The organism is Rhodanobacteraceae bacterium (assembly GCA_016713135.1).
In the GTDB taxonomy this organism is placed as follows: Bacteria; Pseudomonadota; Gammaproteobacteria; order Xanthomonadales; family SZUA-5; genus JADKFD01.
This window is the reverse complement of sequence record JADJPR010000010.1, coordinates 214,235-238,238: the sequence shown is the minus strand read 5'-3', so window position 1 is coordinate 238,238 and position 24,004 is coordinate 214,235. Positions and strand designations below refer to the sequence as shown.

Genomic DNA, 24,004 nt, shown 5'->3' with positions numbered 1-24,004 from the left:
TTTGAGTTCACACGCAGCCGCCTCCGATGGTGATTAGCAGGTCTAACGCCGCAATTAGCCGCGCCGGCGGCATTGCCCGGTCTGTGCGAAGAGCCTATTCCGGCGTCGGCTTGATTGCATAGTTAGAAATCACCCAGCTACGAAGCAGAAATGAACCCACCGTAAAATCACCACCCAAATTTTTCCACCTCAATTTCTCCACCTCAATTTCTCCACCTCAATTTCTCCACCTCAATTTCTTTACTAAAATTTTCCACCCTAATTTCTTCACCTCAATTTCCCACCTCAATTTCCCACCTCAATTTCCTACCTCAATACCCCCTCAATTTCCCACCACAGTTTCCTACGTCAAGCTCCTACTTCAAGCTCCCACCTCAAGTTCCCACCTCAGGTTCCTACCTCAAGCCCTCACCTCAAGCCTCCACTTCCATCCCCACCTTCCCACCTGCGCCAGGAACTTCAACATCAAAAGAGTCATCCCCAGCCTTCTCACGTTTGACGAGCTTGACCTCGGCAATACGAGTGATTTCTAACGCCGCAATAAGCCGTTGCGGCAATTTAATGTTCGGTTTGAGCCAAAAGCCTATTCCGCAATCGGCTTGATTGCATAGTTAGCTCTCATCCTTAACGGGCAACGAGATAATCCTCTAATCACTTCTGGGGGCATTTGTAGCGTACCAACTCATTACTACTATCAGTCAATCTCTTCCCATCCGAGGAATCTCCAAGAATGGCTGTGCTGAGCCACGTCTCTCCCTCGCCTTTCATCTCTAAGATTACGGCCAGCTCACCTCTTCTACCCACTACCGCGGCTTTGACTGTTCCCTGACTTTCCCAGTAGGTGACCTTTTCATTGTCAATTTCAAGTTTCAAATCATCGGTTTCCGAACTGCACGAGTCGGCGTTCCCCGGACCAATGCCCCAAGTAGCGATGGAATAGACTTACCCTCAGCGCCAAGAGCTGACGAGCTAAGCAACAATAGACAGATGAAAATTGCGCTTTTCATCAGACTCCGCATGTCAGTACGCCCCAAAATCACCAAATGAGAGCTAACGCCGCAATAAGCCGTTGCGGCTCAGATAATGTCCGGTCTGAGCCAAGAGCCTGTTCCGCAATCGGCTTGATTGCATAGTTAGCTGTCATTTACCTAAGCCGATGCAATTCTGGGAAGTGCCTCCGTACGATGCAAATCATCTGCGCAGCATAATCCGTTTGTGCCGGATCACTGAGATCCTTCTCAAGCGAGCAGACGGTCATACAATTTCCAAGTCTTCCTGAGTTCCGAAAATTCTCGCTATCCATGGCTTCACGAACCAGAGCTCTAAGCTCATCTCTTGTAATTCGCCTAGTTTCAGCGGGCGCATCTAGCCAAAACTTGATGCAAAGTCGCCCATTAACCAACTCCGCGTACAGTTGTCCGTGGCATTTCCCGATATTTATATTGTTGTAGGAATCCACGAAGTTCAGGATGTAGACCTCCCCTCCCGGGTTATTTACTGTGTATATCCTTGCTTCAGTGGATAACGAATTGATTAATCTCTGGTAGCGAACGTAAAAGTACAATTTTCCATTCGATGCGTCTTGGGCTTGCATTTCAAACAAGGACACTTGATCACGGATTGCGTTAGCGTAAGCTTGCGCGAAGTCTACGACTTCAGCTCTTGCACCACTGCTGGAGCAGATACACTGAAGCGCCGCAAGGAGCTCACTGTAGCTCACCCGAATTGCGCGTCCATGCGTTTCCCTTCGAATTCGCTCCGCCGAAACCTCAAAGGAGGACGTTCCCAACAACACGTAGACTCCCGAAGACGCGTTCTTAAGCAGGTAGTAGGACTGGCGTGCGAGTTGCTCTCCACTTAACGAACCCCACATTTTGAGTTCCAGAAACGTCTTCTCCTGATCGGGACCAACCACGGCGAGATCAAAAAGTTGGCGCTCCGGTTCCCACCGTATCTCGCCGGAAGATTCCCTACCCGTAATCGCCTTACAAAAATTCGCCTCCTTGAGAAGTATCCAGAGCGCCAATTGGTGGGTACGCTCCAAGCTCACGGCTTCACGAAACAACAAATCGATCGCATTCACCGCCACCTCCAATGACAGCTAACGCCGCGTTAAGCCGGCGCGGCAAGCGATGCCGCGGTTGATGCGAAGAGCCTGTTCCGCGCTCGGCTTGAACGCATAGTTAGGCCTACTCTGAAGGGCAAATACAAGATGGTCTCCCTCATGGACAAACAGCTCGCCGTACAACACCCTTGCCTCTGCGTGTTTATACGGAAGGAATACCACCACAGAGTATCCGCCTACGTGATCGAGTGCCACAGCAATCGCGTCTGGATTTCTCGACTGGATCGGAACAACAACCAGGGCATCCCAAGCAAGAGTAGGAGCACGGTATTTATGTTCCTTGGCACCTGACGAAATGCCCCCGGAGCAATTCAATGAGCTCTTTCGGCGAAGGTTGATCCTGTCCGGTCGTTGCAGCGACCGATACAATCTTTCCATCCTCCCCTTCCATAGCTGCGCCATATGGATAGAACTCGCCATATTGTTCTATCATCTCTTGAGCAAAAGGAAGAGCGGTACCCAGCAACATTTCCGATTCCGACTTGGGGCTAGCCATGATCAATCCGGGCAAGAAAGCAAATATAGCCAACAGTAAACGCATTGCCAAAGTCCTCATGAGGGGCCTAACGCCGTGTTAAGCCGCGCCGGCCGCAGGCTCGGTTTGAGCCAAGAGCCAGATCCGGCGTCGGCTTGAACACATAGTTAGAATTTTGTTTGCCCTCAGCCATGGATGCGTGCAATCCAATCTTGCCCAACAGGTCACGAGTCTGCTCCGATGAACCGACCGCCCGCAAGCCAAGCGCGGCACGGTCTGCCTCAAGACCTCTGATCATCATCCGCCGCGCTTGCAGGTGCGGCCAGACGAAGCCCGGAGCCGACCGCCCGCCAACCGGAGCGCGGCCGACCTTGCCACCAAGCTCCGTATCATCACTGCCGCGCGGAGCGGTGCGGCCAGACGAAGCAGCAGCAGTTGCTTGACAGCACGACCAACCCTACCCGCCAGCAAGCCGAAGCGCGGCCGACCTTGCCGCCAAGCTCCGTATCATCATTGCCGCGCGAAGCAATGCGGCAAAACGATGCCGGAGTTGCTCTTCAACCTCACATCCCAACGACGCTTTTCAACATCACGAATCCAATCTTGCGGAAAGCCCTACCTCAAGACTTTTCCTGGCGATCTGGGGTTTCAAACAAATTCTAACTACTTCTATACGTCACACCGCACCCCTCTTCCAGACGCAACGTTTGTAAGCGCCTGATTTTGCACGTCACCGAAGCCAACGCTGACTGGATATCAAATACCGGATGCGGTTTGTGGTCATAAGCGTTGTTCATCGCTTCGATGCTGCGGTATCGCTTATCACCTCGCCTCAGTTCAGCGACTTTGCCAGCCTTCATCGCGTCAGACTCAGCCGCAGACTTGAAGCGGCAGTGTCGCCGGCTCCACTCCAACCGTGGTCCCACGTAGGCGCAAGTTCTCGCACCTTCGGCAGAGGAAAGGTGGGATGGTGCCGCTGTGGTTCCGCCGGGCTGGCAAGGGTGGCCTGAGGTGTCGGAAGCCATGGGATGGTCCGGAGACGGCGCTGCGACTGACTCTACGCCGGGCGCAACTCTTTGTGAACGAATTGGTGGCAGTTGAAAATGACAGCCGGCGGTCGAGTGACCTCTCGCGACGGGCCGCAGGCGTCTCGAAATGACGGAGTGAAGTCTCTCGACCCTTCGCAGAAATTCTTCGAGACACGAAACGACGTCTCCCGTGACCGGGTTTCAATCTCTGGAGACCCGAAACGACGTCTCCCGAGACTCCGAAACGGTCTCTGGAGCCACGAACTGACGTCTCCCGACACTTCGCGGAAGTCTTTGGAAGCGTGGAACGAAGTCTTCCGAACCTTCGCGATGGACTCCAAAGACTCGGAACAAGGTCTCGCGAATCTCCGAGGTAGTTTTCGGAGACTTCCCGTCGGGCTTCGGAGACGTGCAAAGACGTCTCACGACACTGCACGGAGGTCTTCGGAGACGCGGAACGAGGTCTCGCGGAATCACGCGCGGGCCTTCAGAGTCGTGCGATGACGGCTCGCGATAGTTCGCGGGAGTCTTCGGAGACGTCGGACGATGTGTCGCGATACTTCGGGAACGTCATCGAAACGCAGGATGGCCTTTTGCGACAGGTCTTGGACTGCTTCGATGAGGTGTTGGGTGGGTCGGGTGAGGTTACGGGCGGCGACGGAGGGGCGCGGCTGCTGATCGGAGATTGGGTCAGGCGCTTCTCCTGCAGGCGACTAGATCGTGGGCGCTGCCGGCGGGTGCGCCGGCACTCCCCGGTGCTTTCTGGCGAGAAAGATCCGAGGCCCAGAACGAGGAGTCCCAGCCAGGACCATGACTTCCAGTGGAAGGCGGTTTGCCACTGGGCGCAGCCGCGGGGGCTGTTATCAGCGAACTCCACGCAGGTGAAGGACAGCCAGGGCGAGTCGGGGACGCCGAGGGAGACGGTCTGGCGTGGGCCGTCGATGCCGTTGCCGGAGTGGTAGCTGGAGTTGAGCGCACAGAAAAGCAGGACGCCGACGAACACCAGCGTGAGTCCGATGGTCTTCTTCATGGCGGCGGCGCTTGCGGTTGATCAGGAAGTTTCGACCATACCGCGCCGGCTGGCTGGCCGGGGCCGGCGGGCATGGGTGGTGTCATGGTCGCGGGGTTGGTGTTTCCGGCGGGTTGCTCCGGGCGCCCTGGCGGATGGCATCCAGCAACCGGTCCAGGGTGGCGGCGGGATGGTTGGTCTGCAGTGGGGTGTCCGGCAACGGGGGCGGAGCGTCGGCTGGGCGCAGGGTTTCGGTGAGTCCGCTGCGAACGTCGTAGATGGGCGCCGTGATGGTCAGCGCGGCCGGCGCAGGTAGCGTGTGGTGCAGCGTCTGGTGGACGCGCACGGCATTCAGCAACGCCAGATGTGGGCCTGGGTGCATGCCGTCGGCCGCGAACCAACTCAGGTCCGGCGCCTGGCTGCGCAGGGCTTGCAGGGTCTGGCAGATCTCCACGTACGGAATGCCCACCGCCTGCGCGGCGGCGGCTTCGGCGTCGACCAGTTCGCGGGAGGCCGCCGGGTGCGGCTGGTAGGACCCGAGCAGAATGACGCTGACACCGTGCTGCCTGCCCAGGCCCGCCAGCACGTTGAGGGCCGCGCGGGATTCGACACAGGACGCCGGCCCGAAGGCGCACATCAGGTCCCCGCCGCGCTCCTGCAGCACCAGGGCCGTGTACTTGCCGGTCTCCAGCGCCGCCGCCACCGAGCCGTCGGCCACCCGCTGCGTGAGCGTGGCGCCACCGCGCACGATCATGTCGGCCGTCACCGGGTGGCCGTTCGCCTTGGCCAGCGCCGCGTAGATCGCCGGCGTGTTGCCGACATAAGTGAGGCTGTTGCCGACGAAGAGCACGCGCGCCGGCGTATTTTCCGGCGTCGGCGCGATGCGCGATGCGCAAGCGGGAATCAGCGCGATGGCCAGCAGGATGAGTGCGGCGAAGCGCAGGCGGATCGGGCCGCGCCGGGTTGCGCAGGCATCAGGGATTGCGGACATCGGTCATTGGGTTCCATCGTGCAGTCGGGCGGATTATCGCCGGGCGCATCGCCGGCCTGGGTTGGCGGGCAAAGATCGCAGGCGGAGCCTGCTCCCACAGATTTGCGGCAAGTACCCGCTGAGCCGCTGCGCGGCACAGCGGGCTACGCGGGCGGGGATTGGCGCGGTGTGCCGGCGTAGGCCGGTGTATCGCGCGGTGATTCACCGGCGTTGTCCGGCCAGCTGCCGGCGAGGACGCCGGCGCTCCCGGCTGGCGCTCTCGGCGACGTGCCCAGCTACTCCGGCGTTACGCGAAACCCCTCGCCGGGCAGCAGTCGAAACCGTCCGTTGGCGATCTTGACGCGCTTGCCGGAGGCGTTGGTGACGGTGCCTTCGAAACGGCCTTCGACGAGGCGCGGGGCGAGGGTGTCGATCCACACGCGCGTGTCGCCAGGGCTGTCGCTTTCCATTTGCACCAGGCCCTGGCGGGTCCACAGGGTGGGACCGGCCATGCCGGGCACGGTGTAGTGTTCGGATTTGCCGGGCGGGACGTTGACGGCGGTGACCATCAGGGGATCGGGGGTCGCGTCGCCTTCGCAGCGGAGTTCGATGCGGTAGTAGTCGTACAACAGGTGGATGTCGTCGGTGGCGCAGGTGTAGGCCTGGCCGGCGATGCTCGCCACCAGGTATTCGTCGCCGGTGGGTTCTGCGATCTCCGCTTCCGCGGGGAGGGGCTCGGCTTCTGCGCGTACGCTGGGAATTACGGTGGTGGCGCGAGCATCCAAGGCGCGCACCTCGGCGGCATCCAGGGAGACCTGCTGGCCGTCCTGCCACTCCCAGACGTCCGCCAGTCCACCAGCGGGATCGAAGCGCAGATGGACGTGGCGCGTGCCTTTCACGCTGAGCGTGGTGTACCAACCCGGCTCGCAGCTAGCGCCGCGGTATTCGAAGCTCAGCTGGCCGGCGTCGACGGGGTGTGCGCCCTTCTCCTGCGCGATGGTGCGGGCCTTGAAGTAGGCGCGCATGCCGGCTTCCAGCGAGAACTCGGTGATCGCGATGCCGGACGTGCGGCAGTTCAGTCCCGTGTAGCCGGAAGGCTTCAGTTCCACCCAGTCGGATCCGGATTCGATCCAGGCCTGCTGCGGCGAGGTCTTCGGGCCGCGCAGCAGCAGTGTCGCGCCGCTGCCGAATTCGGCCTGGAAGACGCGCAGCCCGGCGGGCACCTCGGCGCGCAGGCGCGCCTGCATCCGGGCCACTTCAGCGAGGTCGTCAGCATCGTCGGCTTGGGCCGGGGCGACCGCTGCCGCCAGGGAGAAGCTGAGCAGCGCTGCGATCGACCGTGGGTGCATGGGTGGATGTCCGGGGCGCGGGTGGCGGATGCGAGAACGCCGGCGGGGACGCCGACGCTTGCAAGTATCGCCCGACGGCCTGCTCGCGCGCCGCCGCCCTCACCCGCCGTCTTGGACCGCACTCCCGGCAGAGCGGGGATTTCACCCGTCGCGGGTCGCACCCTCTGGGGCAGCGGCGCCGATCACAGCCCTTCATCCAGCCGCTTGGCGAGCAGAGTCTTGCGACAGATCGCACTCGCCAACGCATCCACCCAGGCGGCGTCCGCGAGCAGGTCCAAGCCATCGTAGGTGGGATCCAGGAGCACCGACAGCTCCCGCTTGCGGGACACCACCCGGCGGCCGCCGTCACTCAGGACCAGCGCCACGCCGCGCTGGTACCAGCCATCCGCGAGGTAGCCATGGCATTCCCGCACCGTGCCCGCGGGCAGCACCGTCCATCTCCCGAACCGGCCGGAGCGGATGCGTATGCAGTCCGCCGCGAACTGCCCAACCAGGGTGCCCCGTTTCCACAGATGCAGCGATTCCTGCACATCCGCCCACACCAGGCAGGGCCGGGTGGCGTACATGCTGTCGCACTCGCCCAGCGACACCGCATGCCGGGCACCCAGCGACTCCAGCACGGCGTGCAGGCCCGCCGCGGTCATCCAGACATCGGCGCGCTGGGTCAATGCCTGGGTACCCGTGTGGATCAGGAAGCGTTGCGACTCGCGCGGCCGGGGACTGTACTGGCCTTTGGCGATGACGATGTGCCCGCCGCTGCCTGGAAACATCCCGATCACGGCAGCGGGCGGGGAGTTCTGGATGTGGGCGCCGGGCGCGTGCGTGGACACGTCTACCCGGTGAGTTCACGCCAGACCGGCCAGACGGCGGCGGCGAGGAGCAGGGTTGCGACCGGAATGCGCAGGGTGTGCAGCGCCGGGCCGCAGGCATGCAGTTCGATGCCGCACGCAAGCACGGCGACCGCCAGGCAGATCCAGAATCCGGTTTTCTGGCGCAGCCACAGTGCCCAGAGACCGCCAAGGGACGCCATCGGGCAGGCCAGGTAGAAGGGCCACAGGGCTTCCAGCCGTGGCCACTGACCGATCAGCGCGGCGCGCTGGGTGACGCCCAGCCACAGGCCGAAGACATTGGCGGCTGCCAGCAAGCCGAGGACCGAGAGGAAAAATGTCCTGCGTGCTGCCATGCCTTTCACCGGAACAAGGTCCAAGAGCGCGCTCTCCGGCCCACGCCAGCCAGCGCCCTGTCCGGCGATTCTCCGCGAGCGCCGGCTGGCGGGCAACGCAGCGGAGTCCGCGCGGCACGGCGCGGCCCACGCGCGCCGGCAATGAATGCGCGGCGGCGCCGGCGGCGCGCTATTGTGGTGCGCACGCGGTGGCTGCCGCGGCGGATCTGCCGCCAGCAGCGCGGCGTTTTCGCAATCTTGCGAAGAAAGGGGCGTTTTTGATGCGGTCGGCCGTGACCTGGCGCCTGATGGGACTGCTCCTGTCCTGCCTGCTGGCATGGCCATGCGGCGCGGACACGGTGTTCGTGGGCAAACCACCGATCGAGCACTTCGACATCAACCTACCAGTGTATCCGCAGCATTTCGCGATCGTCCGCGCCGATGACGGCATGGTCTACGTGGGCAGCACCGACGGGGTACTCATCTTCGACGGCGAGCGCTGGTCGCTGCTGCGCACCAACGGGCAGCTGGCGCGCACCCTCATGGCGGATGGCAACCGGGTCTATGTCGGTGGCTACGAAAGCTACGGCTACATCGACCGCGATGCGAATGGACAGGCGACATACGTGGAATTGGCGACCGCGCGTCCCGCGGGGTCGGCGGTCGATGGATTCGGCGACATCTGGCACGTGGTGCGCACGCGGGACGGCTTGCACTTCGTGGCCCTGTACGACGCGTTCACCTTCGATCCCGCCACTGGAGCGCAACGGCATGTCAGCCACGCCGGGCGATTCGGCGCGGTGGGCCAGTGCGGCGACGACACCTGGCTGCAGTTCCGCGACGAAGGCTTTCGCCGCTGGCGCGATGGCGACTGGCAAGCACTGGCACATACCGCGGCCTTGCGCGACCTGGTTTCCCTTCTGATTCCGGACCGGCCAGGCACGTGCCTGGCCTTGGGCGCGGTGACCGGTGCGTTCCGGGTCAGTGGCGACGGCATTGAGACCCTGGCGCTGCCCGAGGGGCTGCCGCAGGCGTCGATCCATCGTGGGGCGCGGCTGCCCGACGGTTCCCTGGCTTTTTCCACCGCCATTGGCGAGGTCTACGTCCTCGGCGCGGACCTGCGCAGCCTGCTCGGCTTCGCGGTGCATCCGGGGTTCCTGACCGACATCGCCTACCGCGACGGCGAAGTGCTGGTCGCGGCCACCAGTGCGGTCTACCGCTTTCCCTGGCCAAGCGCGTTCACAACGCTGGGTTCGATGGATCCGGGCCGCCCCTCGTTCAACGGCGCGCGCGAATCGGCCGACGGCATTGCCTTGTTCAGCGATTCGGACGTCTGGCGACTCGCGACGGACGCTGGCGCGACGTCTCTGAGACCTTCGGGTCTCGCCACAACCGCCACCTACGACTGGTTGCCCGCACAACGCGGGCCGGCGCTGCTCGCCGAGAGCCATGCCCTGGTCCAGATGAATCCCGCGCGCCAGGTGATCGACCCCGCCCTCTACCCGCGCGTCCTCCAGGCGGACCGCTTCCGCGATGATCGCGTGTTCGTCGGCACCGAGCATGGACTGAGGCAAGTGCGCCTGGATGAGGGATGGCAGCTCCAGCCACTCGCGGAGCAGCGCAACCGGCAGGTGACCAGCATCGCCCAGACCGATCAGGACAGCGTCTGGGCCGGCACCGCGGACCAAGGCGTGTGGCGTTTCGACCTCGATCAGGCAGGCAATCTCGGCGGGGGCCAGCGCGTGCCGCTGCCGGACGCCGGCGATGGCTACGCATTCGTGCACCAGGAGGCCGGGCAACTGATCGCCAGCACCGGCGAGTCGGTGCATCGCTGGGATGGCAGCGCTTTCGAAGCAGATCCGCGATTCGCCCCCCTGCTGGCCATGCGCACACGGTCCGAGGCACTGGGTCTGGAAATCGAGCCGGGCTCGGGGCGGCACTGGGCCTACACCAGCACCGAGTTGTTCGTCGATGACGGCGAGTGGCGGCGCATCCCCTTCCGCCACCCCGAGATCGGCCCGATCATCGACGTGGAACCGATTGCGCCCGGCACCCTGCTGATCGTCGGAAGCGATGGCGTCATGCAATACCAGGATGCCGTCCGCCCCGTGGCGCAATCGGATGCCAGGCTGCGCATGACCACCGCCCGCCTGATCGACGCGCGGGGCAGCGAACACCCCTTGCCGCTGTCCCCGGGAGAGCGCGTGGTGCTGGCGCCGGATGACCTGGGCGTGCGCTTCGAGTTCGCGCTGTCAGGCCTGCGGCGACCCGGCAGCACGGTCTACCGCGGGCGCCTGCTGCCCTACGAGCCGGAATTCTCCGGCTGGTCCGCGAGCGCGGGCTACACCTACACGCGCCTGCGACCGGGCCAGTACGCGCTGGAGATCGAGGCACGCGACGAACTCGGGAATGTGTTCGGCGCGGAGCGTTATGGCATCGAGTTCTCGGCGAAGTGGCATGAACGCCCGTGGGTGCGCGTGACGCTGGCCGCGGCTCTGGTGCTTTCCATCGTCGCCCTCGGCTGGTTGCTCTACCTGCGGCGCACGCGCGTGCTGCGGCGCCTGGTCGAGGCGCGCACCCATGAGCTGGCACTGGCCAACAGCCAACTGGAGGCGATGGCCCACCACGACGCGCTGACGCAGTTGCCCAACCGGCGCCGCTTCGACGAATACCTGGACGCAGTCTGGACCACGTGCGAACTGCAGCAACGGCCGCTCGCGCTGCTGGTCATCGATGTCGATCACTTCAAGGCCTACAACGATCGTCATGGCCATGCCGCCGGCGATGCGCTGCTGCGGTCGCTGGCGCAGGTACTGCGCGGCACCCTGCGCCGCAGCGAAGACCTGGTCGCCCGCTACGGCGGCGAGGAGTTCGTGGTGGTGATGCCGGGCGCCGACCTGGCCGCGGCATCAGCCACCGCCGAACAGCTCAGGCAGGCGGTCAGCCGGTCCGATCTGCAGGTGACCGTGTCGGTGGGTGTCGCCAGCCAGCTACCAGGCAACGGCCTCACCCGCGCCAGCCTCTTCGAACGCGCCGACAAGGCCTTGTACGAAGCCAAGCAGCGCGGGCGGGATCGCGTGGTGAGCGGGTGAGCCTGGCGGGTGGCCGGGTGTGCCAGGCTCAAACGGGTGCATGGCGAAACCTGATTCGTACCAATCCTCATCACGGGAGCGCCCCAAGAGCAACAGCGTTTGGACAAGGTCCAAACCCACGCACAGCAAGCTCGCGGCATCTGTGGGTCCGGACCTTGTCCGAACACTTTTCGCATCGCCGGTCCATCGGCGATGAGGATTGGTACGAATCAGGTGGCGAAATGCCTGGCCCGTAGTACCGCGCAGCGGTTCACCGGGTATTTGCGGCAAGCACCCGGAGGATGCGCGATGCGCGGGCTGTGCGCGTCAGGACCGTCGGTTTCCGCCGCGATGATTGGGACAATCCCACGCTCAACTGTCGCGAAACGCCCGCCAATGAGTCGTCGCGAGGCCTCGATGACGTATCGAGAAACATCTGCAGCGCGTCGAGAAACAGCATTACCGCGTCGCGAGCACCGCTGCTTCGGTTACTGCAACTCGATCCGGATCGATTTCAGGATCACATCGGCTGCTGCATTGGCCTCGGCGCGCTTGCCAGAGCGACTGTTGCCCAGGCAAATCCACGCCCATGCTGGTTCCCGATCTCCCTTCATTCTCCCGAAAAGCGCGACAGCCGACAGAATCTCGCTTGCCGCTGCGCGACAGTCCATTCGCTTTCAGTAGTTGCACCATTGTTGCTCGCATGGTCTTCCATCACCGTCTCCATCCATTTTGGTATTGGGGCAGTTGGCAAGGAAAAACTCGGCTTCTGCGCATGACCGCATCTGCGGGCATTGCGTCCGGCCATCACACCGGAACTGGCTGGGTTGTTCCAACAGAGCGCCAGCGCGCGGCTGTGGCGTACCCGTGAACGGCGACGGGCGGAATTGATCGTGAAATCGTGCATAGGCAAAGATGCCAAGCGTGGCCAGAATCAAGAACGCCAATCCACCAGCAGAGCGGCGCCGCGGCGCATGATTACCCCGCAGCCGCCGGGGCGCAGCCGATTCTCTTGCGCCGGCGGGACGCATCACCCTGACAGCACGTATTTTTCCACCTGGGCCCGATTCAGTTTCAAACGACACCAGCTCATTGAGCGTGGGACGCACACCATCGCGCGGAAACGCGGAAATGTGGACGAAGATCTCGCGGGAACCCTGGGAAATGAACCCGAAACCGCGCTCATCGTTCCATTTGGTCAGCGTGCCGTGAATTCTCATTGAGCCTCAGCCGCGTCTCGAAGCCAAAGTTGCACCAATCATTGCAGAATTCCGGGAGGCGCATGCCGGCCTTGCGCACTGTCTTGACCTGTCTGCTGTCGCCAAGGCTCCTTCGCTCCACTTCACTCGCTTGCTGCTGCGAGACGCGTGGCCTCCGCTCTTTTCAGAGCCCGGGAGGCAAAGCTCGCAATCGAAGCGTCAGCCGCGCGCCAGCAGGCGCCGCCGCACTTCCATCAATGCGAACCCCAGCAGGTTCTCGCCTCGCCATTGGGCTGGCGGGGTCACCCTGGCCGTCTCCGCATCCAGGCCGATTCCCCAGATCGCATCGAGTGGACTGGCTTCGACAAGCACCTGGTCGTGGGTACCGAGCAGGAATTTCTTCAGCGGCGGGTTCTGGCCGAACTTTGAGGACATTGCCCTCGACAACGATGTCAAAGCGCTCGCGGATCCAGACCGATTCCTCGAAGCCCCGCACGCGACGCCCCAGGGCCTTGGCGCGGGACGGATCGGGCGCTACGCGGATGTCCGCCGCCAGCGCCGGGTCACCGAACAGCTCCGCCTTGCGCGCCATCATGAAGTGCTCCGCCGTGCGATACAGGCATGTTCCGGATGTGAACGGCGCGGGATACCACTGGCTAAGGCAGCTCTGGTTCACGCCCCTGGCCGGCGCCCGGTGGCCCCAGAAGAACAGGAAGCCGGGATGCGCCCCGTCGTCGATGGCCTGCCTGGAGATCCTGGATATTGCGCATGGATGCATGGTCCAACGGGCGCCGCGATCAGGCGCGGATGTGCCGCGATGATGCGGCAGCCAGGCTGCCATCGAAATCACCCTGCGGTGCCCTGGGCGTAGACGTTTGGCTTCAGCACTTCCATCAGCCGATCCGGTGCTGACAGGGGCTGGAAACCGTACTTCGCATAGAGCGCATGCGCGTCCCGCGTGGCGAGCATGAATCGCCGCAGGCCCTGGAGCTCCGGATGTGCAGCCACCGCGTCCATGATCCGGCGCGAGACGCCGCGGCCGCGGTGCTCCGGCAGGACATAGACATCGGCCAGGTAGCCGAAGGTGGCGCGGTCCGTGACCACCCGCGCAAAGCCGATCTGCAGGTCTCCGGCAAACGCGCCGAAGCACAGCGAATGGCGGATGGCCCGCTCGACCACCGACAGCGGGATCCCGGGGGACCAATAGCTGGTGGTCAGGAAAGCGTGAATGGCCGGAATGTCGAAGCGCGATGAATCGCAGCAAATCTCGTAGGTCGGCATGTTGCGCAGGCTTGGGGCGTTCAAGGGATCGCAGCCCGGGTTCGATCAAGGCGCAGGGCTGCAGTCGCAGACCGCGTGTCCGTTGTCGAAAATCACCCGCCAGCCATCCACGGTATGCCGCCAGGTGGAGGAGAAGGTGACGATGGTGGTTCCGTCCGGCGCATGGACAGGCCCTTCCGTGTAACCGAGGCCATTGCTCGCACTGACCTCCGCCAGCACCGGCGCCCAACTGAAAGGGGCCTGCGCATCGGCAAAGTACTTCTCCCAGTGCGCCAGGATCTCCGCCTTGCCGCGCAGCGGCTTGCCGCCGTTGATGAACACGGCGTCCTCGTCGATGAACGCGGCAAACGACTTGAGATCGCGATCCGCCATCGACCGCGCGAATCCGGTTTCGGCCTCGATCAGGCTGGCGACCGTCGGGATGCCACGCGCATCGGGTGTGCTCGCGCAGGCGGCGAGCATGCAGACCATTGCCGTCATCAGGGACCATTTCACGTCGCTTGCTCCGTCGAATCAACCCGCCCAGTCTACAAAGCACGCAAGCAACCGCGCCTCACGACCCACCCAGCGCCTTCAGCCTGAGGAACTCGCGCCGGGTCTTCGGGCCGTAGGTGAGGAAGGCAGGATCGGGCGCGTTCATGCGTTCGCTGCGCTGGCGCTGGACGCGGTCGTGCGCGAGGTGCTGGCGCAGCACCGCGCTGTCCACCTGGTACACGCGCAACGCGTTGAGGCCGAAGATCTTGGCACGGATCTGCGGGGTGATCTCGGGGTAGCCGTAGCGCTCGCGGAACTCGGGCGAGATCTGGAAGCTGCGGAAGGCCTGGATCTGGTCCTGCGGGCTGCCGTACCAGATCGAGTCGGTACCCCAAAGGATGTTGTCTGCGCCCAGGTGCACCAGCAGCTTGCCGAGCGTGTGGGCGGCGGCGTCCGGATCGCGCATCAGGAAGCGCCAGGTGGAGCCGAGTTCGGCGTAGACATTGCTGCCGGCCCCCAGGCCCGCCGCGCGCACCGAGCTGATCAACTGGTCGACGCCGTCCGCGCGCAGAGGATCGTAGGCGCCCTCGCCTTTCTCGGTGACGAAACCGGAGTGGTAGATCAGGAAGTTCATCTCGGGGTGGCGCTTGGCCGCGCGGCCCACATCCACGCAGGTGCTGTGCTCGTAGGACTGCTTGCCGAAGGGCAGCCCCTTGTGCACCGCGATGTTGCGCACCCCGTGGTCGCGCGCTTTCTCGATCATCGCCAGGCCCACGTCATCGTCCAGGAAGTAGCCCTTCCCGTCCGGGCCCCACTGGGTGTAGGTCTTGAACGCGCTCAGGCGGTACTGGCAGGCGATCTCCTCGATGGCTTCCAGGTCACCCGCCTGGTTGGGGTTGACCCGGCCGTGCAGGAACAGCCGGTGGGTGCCTTCGAGTTGCTCCACGATGGCCGCGGTGGCGGCGGCCTCGGCGATGGTCAGCGGCTCGGCCTCGCGGGTGGAGGGCACGAAGCTCAGCACGCACAAATCCGTGTCCGAATCGGTGAACACGTCGCGGATGAAGGCATCCGGGCCGAGGCACTGCAGATGGTCCAGCCGCCCCGGCAACGCGGCTGCGGCGCAACCTTCGGTGTCGGCAAAACTCAGCGGCTTGACCTTGGGCGGCACCGTCGCAGTCCATGTGCCGGTGGGGTTCACGAAATGGCCCTGCACGTCGAAGATGAACTCCTTGCCGGCCAGCACCTCGTTCGCCGCGGCCTCTTCCAGCGCCGCCGCATCCGGCAGCGCGTAGCAGCCGCCGGACTTGCCCGCCTGGGCATAGGCGCGGTTCATCGCCAGCAGCGTGGTGGCCGCGCCGGTGAGGCTGACCAGGAAACTGCGCCGGTCCACCCCCAGGCGCCGAGCGTTGCGGGTGGCGTCTTCCAGCGCCTGGCGATTAGCCTGGCGGTGCACCGGCTCCAGCGGTACCGGCGCGAACTCGCCGTTGCTGGTGGTGTCGAGCTTGATTGGCAGGCGCAGGCCTTCGGGATCGATGCGATGAGACATGGCGGGCGGGCTGTTCGGCGTAGTCGCCGATACCTTAACCCGCGCGGCGCGCTGTGTGGAGTCACGCAAGTCTTCGCAGCCGACAGCGTCGGCGATCCTCGCGGTGGCCGGGAAGAATCGCAGCTGAAGCCGCCTTCACCGAAGAATCCGTTGTACATTGATTTGATAAGGAAAAATCCGGAGGGCAAGAGGGGCACGAGAAAGGCCCCCCGCGTCCCGCCCTGTCGCACGCAAAGGCGCTCGTTGCTTTCCCACCGAGCTCGGCTCCTCGGCGCTCCGGGCCCTCGTGCCCTCGTGCCCTCGTGTCCTCCAGTTCGATTCGCAAATGAGCGCACCGGCAGGGGTGACCGGGACTCTCGCAGGTCGTCGACGGCGGCCGCATGTGCCGAGCGAATCGACCGCCTGCGCAACGCTCGTTGACCTTGGTCGCCCGACCAGCGGCTATGCTTGGCGCCTTGTCGCTTGCCGCGCTGTGACTTTTCGATGAAGCGTTTGTTTGCCTGCCTCTCCGCGCTGATCTGCGCTGCCCTGCGATGGCAGAGGACTGGCTGCGGATCGACCGGCCGACGCCCGAACTGCGCGCGGCGCTGCCGCCGCAGGCGATCGACTACGGCGGTTTCGTGTGGATGCCGGCCTCGGCCGGGCGCTCGTTGCCTGCGGGCACGCTTGCACTGCGCCTGGCCAATCCGCATGCACTGAGCATCGACGGGCTGCGCATCGACCCGCCGGCCGGACCTGCCAGCAGCGATCCCTGGCTGCAGCCCCCGGCCCACGACCGGGCCGGACTTCCGTCTGGTGCAGCTGCATGGCCCGCCACGAGCGGAAGACCTGGACACACTGCGCGCCGCTGGGGTGCGCCCGGTGCACTATCTTGCGCCGTTCAGCTACATCGTATGGGCGACGGCAGCGCAGCTCGAAGGCCTGCGCGGGCGCAGCGCCAGCATCCGCTGGACCGGCGCGCTGCTGCCTGCGCAGCGGGTGCCGCCACAGAGCCGCGGACTGGATCCAGCGCCGGTGCGGACGATGGGCCTGATCGATGCCGCCAGCGCGGACTCGGTGATTGCCGCACTCGTCGCCAGTGGCGCGCAGCGTATCCAGCAGCATGCGTTCACTCCGGACCTGCGCTTGCTGGAACTGGACCTGGCGGGTGCCGCGCTGCTCAGCGCGGCCGGCACGCCCGGCGTCTACACCCTGCAGCGGATTGCCACCGATGGCGGTCCGCGCAGCGAGATGAGCAACCAGGCGATCGTCGGCAACTACAACGGCAGCCAGATCGTGTTTCCCGGCTACCAGGCCTGGCTGGGACCCACCGGACTGACCGGCGCAGGTGTGGTTGTCGCGATTGTCGATGGCGGGATCCGCACCACGCATGTGGATCTTGCCGCGGCGATGGTGCCGTGTACCGGCACCAACGGGAGCTGCGTCGCCTTCAATGACAACCATGGCAGCCACGTGGCTGGCGCGGTGGCAGGCCGCGGCAGCTCCGGGGCGCTGGATGCTGGCGGTTTCCTGCGCGGTCAGGGCGTGGCGCCTGGCGCCAGCCTGGTGCAGCAGCGCTACGGACCCTTCCTCGGCGCTGGCGCGGGCGGCATGGTTGCCAACGGCATGTTGAGCATCTACAAGGACTCGGTGGCGAGCGGCGCGCAACTCGCAAACAACTCCTGGGGGCCGGCCAGCACGCCGCAGGGTTACGACATACCGACCATGCAGGTCGACATGATCGTGCGCGATGGCGATGCCAGCGTCCCGGGCAATCAGCCGATCCTGACGGTCTGGTCGATCATGAACGGCAATGGCGACCGCCTCGCGGGGGAGTGCGCGCCGAGTTCGCTGGGCTCTCCGGACGAAGCGAAAAACCTGTTCGCGGTCGGCTCCACTCGGCTGCTGAGCGGCAGCACGCAGGCCGGCGCCCTGTTCGATGTGTCCGCCAACAGTGCGCACGGCCCAGCTTGTGACGGCCGCATCGTGCCCCACATCGTGGCGCCGGGTTGTTCCACCGACAGCACCCTGGGCAACGGCGACAGCTCCTTCGGACCGCTTTGCGGCACCAGCATGGCCTCGCCGCTTTTGGCCGGGGCGAGCGCGCTGTACTGGGAGCGATACCGCAACATCCATCGCCAGGAGCCGAGCCCGGCCCTGATCAAGGCGGTCTTCTCCGCGGTGGCGACCAACCTGACCGGACGCCTGGACGCGGACGGCGGCGTGATGCCACAGCGTCCCAATCGTTTCTCGGGCTGGGGTCGAATCGACCTGGATGCGGTGCTGAACCCTGGCGTCGATGTGTGGCTGCACGACCAAGAGACGGTGCTCGCCAACAGCGGCGACGATTTCAGCGTGAGCCTCGAAGTGGACGATCCACAGAAGCCGGTACGCGTCATGCTGGCCTGGACCGATGCTCCCGGCCCCGGCACCGGCGGCAGCACACCATCCTGGACCAACGATCTGGACTTGAGCGCACAGGTGGGCACGACCATCTGGCGCGGCAATGTGATCGACGCGGCCAGCGGATACTCGGCCGAGGGCGGCAGCGCCGACAGCAAGAACAACCTCGAAGGCGTTTTCCTCAGCCCGGAGCAACACGCGGGCGGCAGCGTCCAACTGCGGGTGCTCGCAGCGACCATCGCCGCCGACGCACTCAGCCCCTACGTTCCCGTCACCCCGCGCCAGGACTTCGCGCTGGTCTGTTACAACTGCCGCGCACCCGTGGATGCGCTGTTCGACGACGGTTTCGAGAGCGTTCCCGACGGGTTGTTCGCGGACGGTTTCGAGTAGTTGACGGCGGGTGCTGGTGCGGGTTGCCGGTGTGGGTGGGAACCAGGAGCCCGAGGGCGCACTGAATCGCTGCGCGATACACCGGCCTGCGCAGACACGGGCCTGCGCGGCCTGCGCACGAGACTGCTCCTGGCAACACCAACAACCAACACCAGGTCTTACCCTTCGCCCCCGTGCTCCCCCTTGAGCACGTCCATCTGGGTCTCGGGCGCCGGCTGGCAACCGTATTCGCGGATCAGCAGGTTGTCCGTGGCATCCGCCTTGGCGATGAAGCCACGCACGCGCTCGACCAGGTGCGCGTGCTCGCTGGGCGCGAAGACGTCCGAGATGTGCACCACCAGGTTCAGGCGCACGGTGCTGCCAACAAGGTCGAAGGCATACGGCGCGTGTTCGGCGCTGAGCAGGTAACGGAACAGCTCGTCCAGGCCCTTGCCGGGGGTCTGCGCCATCGGCGAGGAGAAGTTCAGGTGCTCCGAGCAGCAGGCCCAGATCTTCACCGGCGCGCTGCCCACGTGGAAGGACCAGTTGTGGCTGCCGTGGCGAGCGAGCACCGGGTCGATGTTCGACGCGGCCAGCGCGCTTTCCACGAAGGCGCTCAGCGGGTGCAGCTCGGGGGTCTCGAAGTACTCGCCGAAATCGTGGTGGGTCTCCAGGTCCGAGCCGCAACTCGGGCAGTAGCGCACCGCGCGGTCGATCAGTTCCTGGCAGGTGGGGCACTGCACGCCGAAATCCACCTGCTGCGCGCGAAACTCGTCGATGAACTGGCGCACATCGGCCACCGGAATGCCGAAGCCCACGGCGTCCGCCGCGTTGAGCTTGCAGGTGGTGACCGCGATGATCCGGCGCTGGTCGTCCAGCATCGGGCCGCCGGAGTTGCCGGGGTTGATCGCTGCATCCGTCTGCAGGAAGTACTGTTCGTCCAGCAACTGGCGCACATGCGAGATCACGCCCTCGGTCAGCGACAGCGGCAGGCCGACCGGGAAACCGAGGATGTGCACCGGCTGCTTGGTGCGCAGCTGCTCGCCATCGCTCAGCGCCAGCACCTCGCCGTCCACCGCGCGCGACAGCTCGACGATGGCCAGGTCGCGGTGCGGGTGCACCCGGCGCACGCGGCCGATGATGCGGCTCTTGTCGCGCATCTCGATGGCGACTTCGCGATAGGGCTGGACCACGTGGCAGTTGGTCAGCAAATGCGTCTGGTCGATCAGGAAGCCCGAGCCGGTGCCGGTGCCGGTGTAGACCTGGTAGACGCCGAGGCGCTCGATGTCCTCGAGCGAGTGGACCGGATCATTCGCCATATTCCACCTCGCCGTCTTCGTCGTCGCGCTCGCGCTCGCCATGGCTGCCGTAGACGCGGGCAGTCAGGTTGGCGTGGTTCCACAGGGCATCCGCGGCCTCGCGCCAGGGCTTGCCGGAGGCCAGCTCCAGCCCGCTGCGCAGCGCGGCGTCCACATCTTCCGGCCAGGTGTGGTCGGCCAGCAGGTAAAGGTAGTCGGCGATCAGTTCCAGCGCAGCCTCCAGGTAACGGCCGGCGGCGCGCATCTCGCCGGTGCTCTGCATGCGCTGGCCGGCGCCGAGCATCGAGGTCAGCAGCGAGGGCGTGCCCTCGTGCAGCGGGTTGATCGCGTAGCTGGCGTGACCCAGGCACTGGCGTAGCGCGTCCATCGGCACCTGGCGCATCTCCTTGATGCACTTGGCCAGCGCCGCGTCGCGCTTGTTCGGGTTCTCGTCCTTGTCGGTGAAGGTGTCGGCGGCCTCGTTGAGGTCGGCGCGCACCGGACCGTGCAGCGGCAAGGTGTAGCGGATCTGGTTGGCCGCGCAGGAGCCGAGCGCATCGAGGAAGCGTACCGAGCGGCGCCGGCGCGACTCCAGCATCAGCTCGTCCATCGCGCTCCAGTGCGCGTTCCAGATGGTCTGCGCCTGCGCCCACTCGGCGTCGTCCAGCACCGCAACCGGCTCGCGGTCCGGGCTTTCGACACCGAAGCGCTGCTGCAGCCAGGCATCGTTGCTGTCGGCCTCGGTGGGCAGCCGCTGCAGCACCTCGACCAGTTTCAGCGGGTGCAGCAGCGACAGTCGGTCGCAGAACTCCAGCGACAGGGTATCGCCGTGCAGGCGCGGCTGGAACAGCTGGCCGGTCGCGGACAGCCGCGTCAGCGCATAGCGCAGCGCCGCGGTGCTCTGTCCGTCCGGCTTCAGCGCCATCAGCGCGGTGCTGATGCTCAGGCGGTCCTCGTCCAGCTTGACGCGCACCCGCGCGGTGCCCTGCACGAAGCACAGCGGCTCGCGCGCCAGGTCCGGGATGGTCACCGCCGGCAGCAGGTAGGCCAGGGTTTCGTGGATCGCCGGCAGGTACTCGCCGGCTTCGTGCAGCTCGACTGCGCGGTCGCGCCGGGCGTAGTCGCGCGGCGCCACGGTCAGGCGCTTGCGGATCGGCGGCGGGCACAGGATGGAAGCGATCGACATGGGATTGCTCTGTTCAGCGAGCGCGGAGTCTTGCAGCGGAGGGTGGAGGGCGCAAGGCGGGACCATTCGCACGGTCAGCCGGCGGAATGCCGGGCAAGGGACCGGGGGGCTGCATCGGACCCGCCAAGGCGCGCCAAAACAGCAAGTTGCGGACCTGCAACGGCAAGTCAAACAGAGGCAACCTGGGGTCAAACCCACTGATTCAGGTACGCGCAAAGTGCAGCCACCGCGACCACTGGAGTCTGCTCGTGCACCCTGCAGCCATCGTCCGACGCCTCTTGCAGGCCCCCCCCGAAACCTGGACACCGACCGACGCCTGCGTCTCGGCGGCCACTGTCGACCATTCTGAGCGGAGAAGTGGCATGAACGGCGGCGCCCGCACCCGCCGTCTGCTGCCACTGCTGGCCTTCGCCTTCTGCCTGGCGCCTGCGGCGCTGCCTGCGGCCACCTTCATCGTGACCAGCAGCGCGGACACTTCCGGCAGCACTTGCGGCAGTACCTGCACCCTGCGCCAGGCGATCAACGCCGCGAACGCGACGCCGGCGGCGGATACCATCAACTTCGCGATCCAGGTCCCGATCCGTGGCGAAATCCTGATCCAGCCGGCCAACTCGCTGCCGAACATCACGGCGCCGCTGACGATCAACGGCTATTCGCAGGGAGGTACCCGGATCAACGACGACGCCGTGATCAGCAACGCGGTGCTGCGCATCCGTTTGGACGGCGTGAATGCCGGGGCCAACTCGGTGGGCCTGGCGGTTTGCGCAGCTGATGTCAGCATCCGCGGGCTGTCGATCACGCAATTCGTGCGCGGGATTGCCGTCGGGTTCAACAGCGCCAGTTCCTTCTGCACCGCGAGCAATACTTCCGTGCATGGCAACTTCATTGGACTGACCACGCCCGGCAACAGCGCGCCCGGCAACACCACCGGTGTGATCGCACGCGCGCCGCTGGCGCTCGGCAGCAGCGCCGCCGCCGACCGCAATGTAATCGCCGGCTCCGGCGCGGGGGTCATCCTCAACAGCACCGGCGCAAATGGCTCGAGCATCGATGGAAACCTGTTCGGCACCGGCCGCGACGGCAGCGGCGACTTCGGCGGTTCGGATGCGATCGGCATCGTCGACACCACCGGAATCACCCTCGGCAACCTCGCGAGCAACCGCATCCGCCACTACACGCGCGGCGTCTCGATCTCCAACAGCGCGCGCGGGATCGTGCTGGCCGGCGTCGAGATTGGCCAGAGCGACACGCTGGGCATCGATCTGGGCGGCAACGGCGTGACGCCCAACGACGTCAACGATCTCGACACGGGTCCAAACGATTTGCAGAACTTTCCGGTGATCACCGCCGCGCAACGCGTACCGACCGGCGTGTCGCTCTCGGGCACGCTGGATGTCGGCCATCCCGGATCGATCGGCTACCAGATCCGCAGCTATGCCAGCAGCGCCTGCCACCCGGGCGGAAACGGCGATGGCGAGCGCTTTCTTGGCGTGCAGACGCGCAACTTCTCCTCGACCTCCGAGAACTTCACCTATACCCAGGTCACCAGCGACACCTTGCCCGCCGGCACGGTGATCACGCTGACCGCCTCCCGCAGCGCTGTCGGCACCAGCGAGTTCTCCGCCTGTTTCCCGCTCGATCCGCCGCCGCTGGTCGTCAACACCACCGACGATGTCGCCGACGGCAGCTGCAATGCCGCCCACTGCTCGCTGCGTGACGCGATCATCGACTCCAACAATTTCACTGGCACCGGCCTGCGCAGCATCCATTTCGCGGTACCGCCGCTGGCCGGCGGCAGCGAGATCCTGATCCAGCCGACTTCGTCGTTGCCCGCGGTGAACCGCGGCGTCACCATCGACGGCTACACCCAGCCCGGCAGCGTTGCCAACAGCGATCCGGAGGCGAGCAATGCCGTGTTGCGCATTCGCATCGACGGCGTCAATGCGGGCACCAACTCGACGGCCTTCAACCTGTGCAACAGCGCGATCGAAGTGCGCGGGCTGTCGTTGACGCGATTCACGAATGCCTTCAACGGCTGCGGCGGCGCCGACAGCCGCATCGCCGGCAACTTCATCGGCCTGGCCACCGACGGCGCGACCGCTGCTGGCAACACCCGCGGCATCAACAGTTCCGGGGTGCGCCTGCAGATCGGCGGCGAGGCGCCTGCTGACCGGAACGTGATCGCTTCGAACACCACGGCGATCAGCCTGTCCGGGGTCAATGTGCTTGAGAGCCAGGTGCTCGGCAACCTGATCGGCAGCGACCGCAGCGGCACCTTGGCGCGCCCCAACGGCAGCGGCCTGCTGATGAGCGGCGGTGCCACGGCCGTGGTCGTCGGCAGCGAGGCCGCACCCAACCAGTTCCGCTTCAACTCCGCCCACATTCAGTTGCTCTCCAGCGCGGGCTTGGGCAATGTGCTCGCCGCGAACAGCTTCCGCGGCAGCAACCTGATTCCGATCGACCTTGGCCTCGACGGCCAGACGCCGAACGATCCCGGCGACGGCGACACCGGCCCGAACGGGCTACAGAACTTCCCGCTGCTGACGCTCGCCGAGCGAACCGACAGCGGCCTGCGCGTAGTCGGCAGCTTCGACTCGCCGGCAGTGGGCTTCGAAACCTCCTCGGTTTCGCTGTACGCGTCCGACAACTGCCTGCCCGGCGGACACGGGCCCGGCGAGCACTACCTCGGCAGCTTCTCCCTGGTCGGCAACAGCTTCGATCGGACGCTGATCAGCGATGTTGACCTGGTTCAGTTCGAGCAGATCACGTCTACGGTCACGCGCGCCGACGGCACCAGCGAGATGGGTCCATGCATCGCCGCAAACGATCCGCCGCCCGGGATCGCGGTCGACAGCGCGCAGGACAGCGCGGTTACCGACGGCGGCTGCACCCAGGCGGCGACAGCAATACCTGTACCCTGCGAGAAGCGATCCAACTGGCGAACGCCCAGGCCGGCGCCGACACCATCCGCTTCGCGATCCCTGGCGATGGACCGCACCTGATCGGACTTGCCGCGCTGCTGCCACCGATCACCAGCGCAACCACCATCGACGGCTACACCCAGCTGGGCGCGGTGCCGA

General features: G+C 65.2%; 17 protein-coding genes and 1 pseudogene. 4 read left to right on the top strand and 14 right to left on the bottom strand.

Annotation, left to right across the window (positions count from 1 at the left end):
• Window positions 1-1,144 precede the first annotated feature (1,144 nt).
• The 7 genes from IPK27_10985 to IPK27_10955 all read right to left on the bottom strand — a co-directional run bounded on the left by IPK27_10985 (window position 1,145) and on the right by IPK27_10955 (window position 8,139).
• On the bottom strand, window positions 1,145-2,083 hold the full coding sequence (locus IPK27_10985; GenBank protein MBK8068125.1) for a hypothetical protein: 939 nt from the start codon (window positions 2,081-2,083) through the stop codon (window positions 1,145-1,147).
• A 313-nt stretch (window positions 2,084-2,396) separates the two neighbouring features.
• A complete protein-coding gene (locus IPK27_10980; GenBank protein MBK8068124.1) occupies window positions 2,397-2,666 on the bottom strand; it encodes a hypothetical protein in 270 nt (89 codons plus the stop codon).
• 1,449 nt (window positions 2,667-4,115) lie between these two features.
• Window positions 4,116-4,658, bottom strand: a complete 543-nt coding sequence (locus tag IPK27_10975; GenBank protein ID MBK8068123.1) for a hypothetical protein — start codon at window positions 4,656-4,658, stop codon at window positions 4,116-4,118.
• Between the two features lie 82 nt (window positions 4,659-4,740).
• Window positions 4,741-5,628: a hypothetical protein gene (locus tag IPK27_10970; GenBank protein MBK8068122.1), complete on the bottom strand. Its 888-nt coding sequence runs from the start codon at window positions 5,626-5,628 to the stop codon at window positions 4,741-4,743.
• 275 nt (window positions 5,629-5,903) lie between these two features.
• Window positions 5,904-6,956 carry a hypothetical protein gene (locus IPK27_10965; protein MBK8068121.1) on the bottom strand — a complete coding sequence of 351 codons (1,053 nt, stop codon included), beginning with the start codon at window positions 6,954-6,956 and terminating at the stop codon, window positions 5,904-5,906.
• A 182-nt stretch (window positions 6,957-7,138) separates the two neighbouring features.
• Window positions 7,139-7,786 carry a hypothetical protein gene (locus tag IPK27_10960; GenBank protein MBK8068120.1) on the bottom strand — a complete coding sequence of 216 codons (648 nt, stop codon included), beginning with the start codon at window positions 7,784-7,786 and terminating at the stop codon, window positions 7,139-7,141.
• Window positions 7,787-7,788: 2 nt separating this feature from the next.
• Complete coding sequence (locus IPK27_10955) at window positions 7,789-8,139, bottom strand: hypothetical protein (protein MBK8068119.1); 351 nt, start codon at window positions 8,137-8,139, stop codon at window positions 7,789-7,791.
• 260 nt (window positions 8,140-8,399) lie between these two features.
• Here IPK27_10955 and IPK27_10950 point away from each other — a divergent pair, with 260 nt between their 5' ends.
• Complete coding sequence (locus IPK27_10950) at window positions 8,400-11,210, top strand: diguanylate cyclase (protein ID MBK8068118.1); 2,811 nt, start codon at window positions 8,400-8,402, stop codon at window positions 11,208-11,210.
• 281 nt (window positions 11,211-11,491) lie between these two features.
• Window positions 11,492-11,968, top strand: a complete 477-nt coding sequence (locus IPK27_10945; GenBank protein MBK8068117.1) for a hypothetical protein — start codon at window positions 11,492-11,494, stop codon at window positions 11,966-11,968.
• On the opposite strand, the gene IPK27_10940 is transcribed toward IPK27_10945, so the two are convergent.
• From IPK27_10940 to IPK27_10920, 5 genes and pseudogenes are all read right to left on the bottom strand, one after another.
• Window positions 11,867-12,409, bottom strand: coding sequence for a cold shock domain-containing protein (locus tag IPK27_10940; protein MBK8068116.1), 543 nt, complete (start codon window positions 12,407-12,409; stop codon window positions 11,867-11,869). The two genes, IPK27_10945 and IPK27_10940, sit on opposite strands and share 102 nt — an antisense overlap.
• 198 nt (window positions 12,410-12,607) lie before the next feature.
• Window positions 12,608-13,166, bottom strand: a pseudogene (locus tag IPK27_10935) (NADAR family protein).
• Between the two features lie 68 nt (window positions 13,167-13,234).
• Complete coding sequence (locus IPK27_10930; protein MBK8068115.1) at window positions 13,235-13,669, bottom strand: GNAT family N-acetyltransferase; 435 nt, start codon at window positions 13,667-13,669, stop codon at window positions 13,235-13,237.
• Between the two features lie 45 nt (window positions 13,670-13,714).
• Window positions 13,715-14,164 carry a nuclear transport factor 2 family protein gene (locus IPK27_10925; GenBank protein ID MBK8068114.1) on the bottom strand — a complete coding sequence of 150 codons (450 nt, stop codon included), beginning with the start codon at window positions 14,162-14,164 and terminating at the stop codon, window positions 13,715-13,717.
• A gap of 58 nt (window positions 14,165-14,222) precedes the next feature.
• Window positions 14,223-15,689, bottom strand: coding sequence for an amidohydrolase family protein (locus IPK27_10920; GenBank protein MBK8068113.1), 1,467 nt, complete (start codon window positions 15,687-15,689; stop codon window positions 14,223-14,225).
• Window positions 15,690-16,484: 795 nt separating this feature from the next.
• Here IPK27_10920 and IPK27_10915 point away from each other — a divergent pair.
• The gene (locus IPK27_10915; protein ID MBK8068112.1) at window positions 16,485-18,461 is read left to right on the top strand and encodes a S8 family serine peptidase; all 1,977 of its coding nucleotides are present in this window, start codon (window positions 16,485-16,487) and stop codon (window positions 18,459-18,461) included.
• Window positions 18,462-18,619: 158 nt separating this feature from the next.
• Here IPK27_10915 and IPK27_10910 read toward each other — a convergent pair whose 3' ends face one another.
• Window positions 18,620-19,759, bottom strand: coding sequence for a trypsin-like peptidase domain-containing protein (locus tag IPK27_10910; protein MBK8068111.1), 1,140 nt, complete (start codon window positions 19,757-19,759; stop codon window positions 18,620-18,622).
• Window positions 19,749-20,924, bottom strand: coding sequence for a hypothetical protein (locus IPK27_10905; GenBank protein ID MBK8068110.1), 1,176 nt, complete (start codon window positions 20,922-20,924; stop codon window positions 19,749-19,751). Before IPK27_10905 ends, IPK27_10910 begins: the two co-directional genes overlap by 11 nt.
• A gap of 362 nt (window positions 20,925-21,286) precedes the next feature.
• On the opposite strand from IPK27_10905, the gene IPK27_10900 reads away from it, so the two are divergent.
• On the top strand, window positions 21,287-23,926 hold the full coding sequence (locus IPK27_10900) for a CSLREA domain-containing protein (protein ID MBK8068109.1): 2,640 nt from the start codon (window positions 21,287-21,289) through the stop codon (window positions 23,924-23,926).
• Window positions 23,927-24,004: the final 78 nt, after the last annotated feature.

Coding starts and splice junctions, on each gene's coding strand:
- IPK27_10950 (MBK8068118.1), top strand. CDS start 8,400: ATGCGGTCGGCCGTGACCTGGCGCCTGATGGGACTGCTCCTGTCCTGC.
- IPK27_10920 (MBK8068113.1), bottom strand. CDS start 15,689: ATGTCTCATCGCATCGATCCCGAAGGCCTGCGCCTGCCAATCAAGCTC.
- IPK27_10980 (MBK8068124.1), bottom strand. CDS start 2,666: ATGCGTTTACTGTTGGCTATATTTGCTTTCTTGCCCGGATTGATCATG.
- IPK27_10955 (MBK8068119.1), bottom strand. CDS start 8,139: ATGGCAGCACGCAGGACATTTTTCCTCTCGGTCCTCGGCTTGCTGGCA.
- IPK27_10940 (MBK8068116.1), bottom strand. CDS start 12,409: ATGAGAATTCACGGCACGCTGACCAAATGGAACGATGAGCGCGGTTTC.
- IPK27_10905 (MBK8068110.1), bottom strand. CDS start 20,924: ATGTCGATCGCTTCCATCCTGTGCCCGCCGCCGATCCGCAAGCGCCTG.
- IPK27_10965 (MBK8068121.1), bottom strand. CDS start 6,956: ATGCACCCACGGTCGATCGCAGCGCTGCTCAGCTTCTCCCTGGCGGCA.
- IPK27_10930 (MBK8068115.1), bottom strand. CDS start 13,669: ATGCCGACCTACGAGATTTGCTGCGATTCATCGCGCTTCGACATTCCG.
- IPK27_10900 (MBK8068109.1), top strand. CDS start 21,287: ATGAACGGCGGCGCCCGCACCCGCCGTCTGCTGCCACTGCTGGCCTTC.
- IPK27_10910 (MBK8068111.1), bottom strand. CDS start 19,759: ATGGCGAATGATCCGGTCCACTCGCTCGAGGACATCGAGCGCCTCGGC.
- IPK27_10970 (MBK8068122.1), bottom strand. CDS start 5,628: ATGTCCGCAATCCCTGATGCCTGCGCAACCCGGCGCGGCCCGATCCGC.
- IPK27_10975 (MBK8068123.1), bottom strand. CDS start 4,658: ATGAAGAAGACCATCGGACTCACGCTGGTGTTCGTCGGCGTCCTGCTT.
- IPK27_10945 (MBK8068117.1), top strand. CDS start 11,492: ATGCGCGATGCGCGGGCTGTGCGCGTCAGGACCGTCGGTTTCCGCCGC.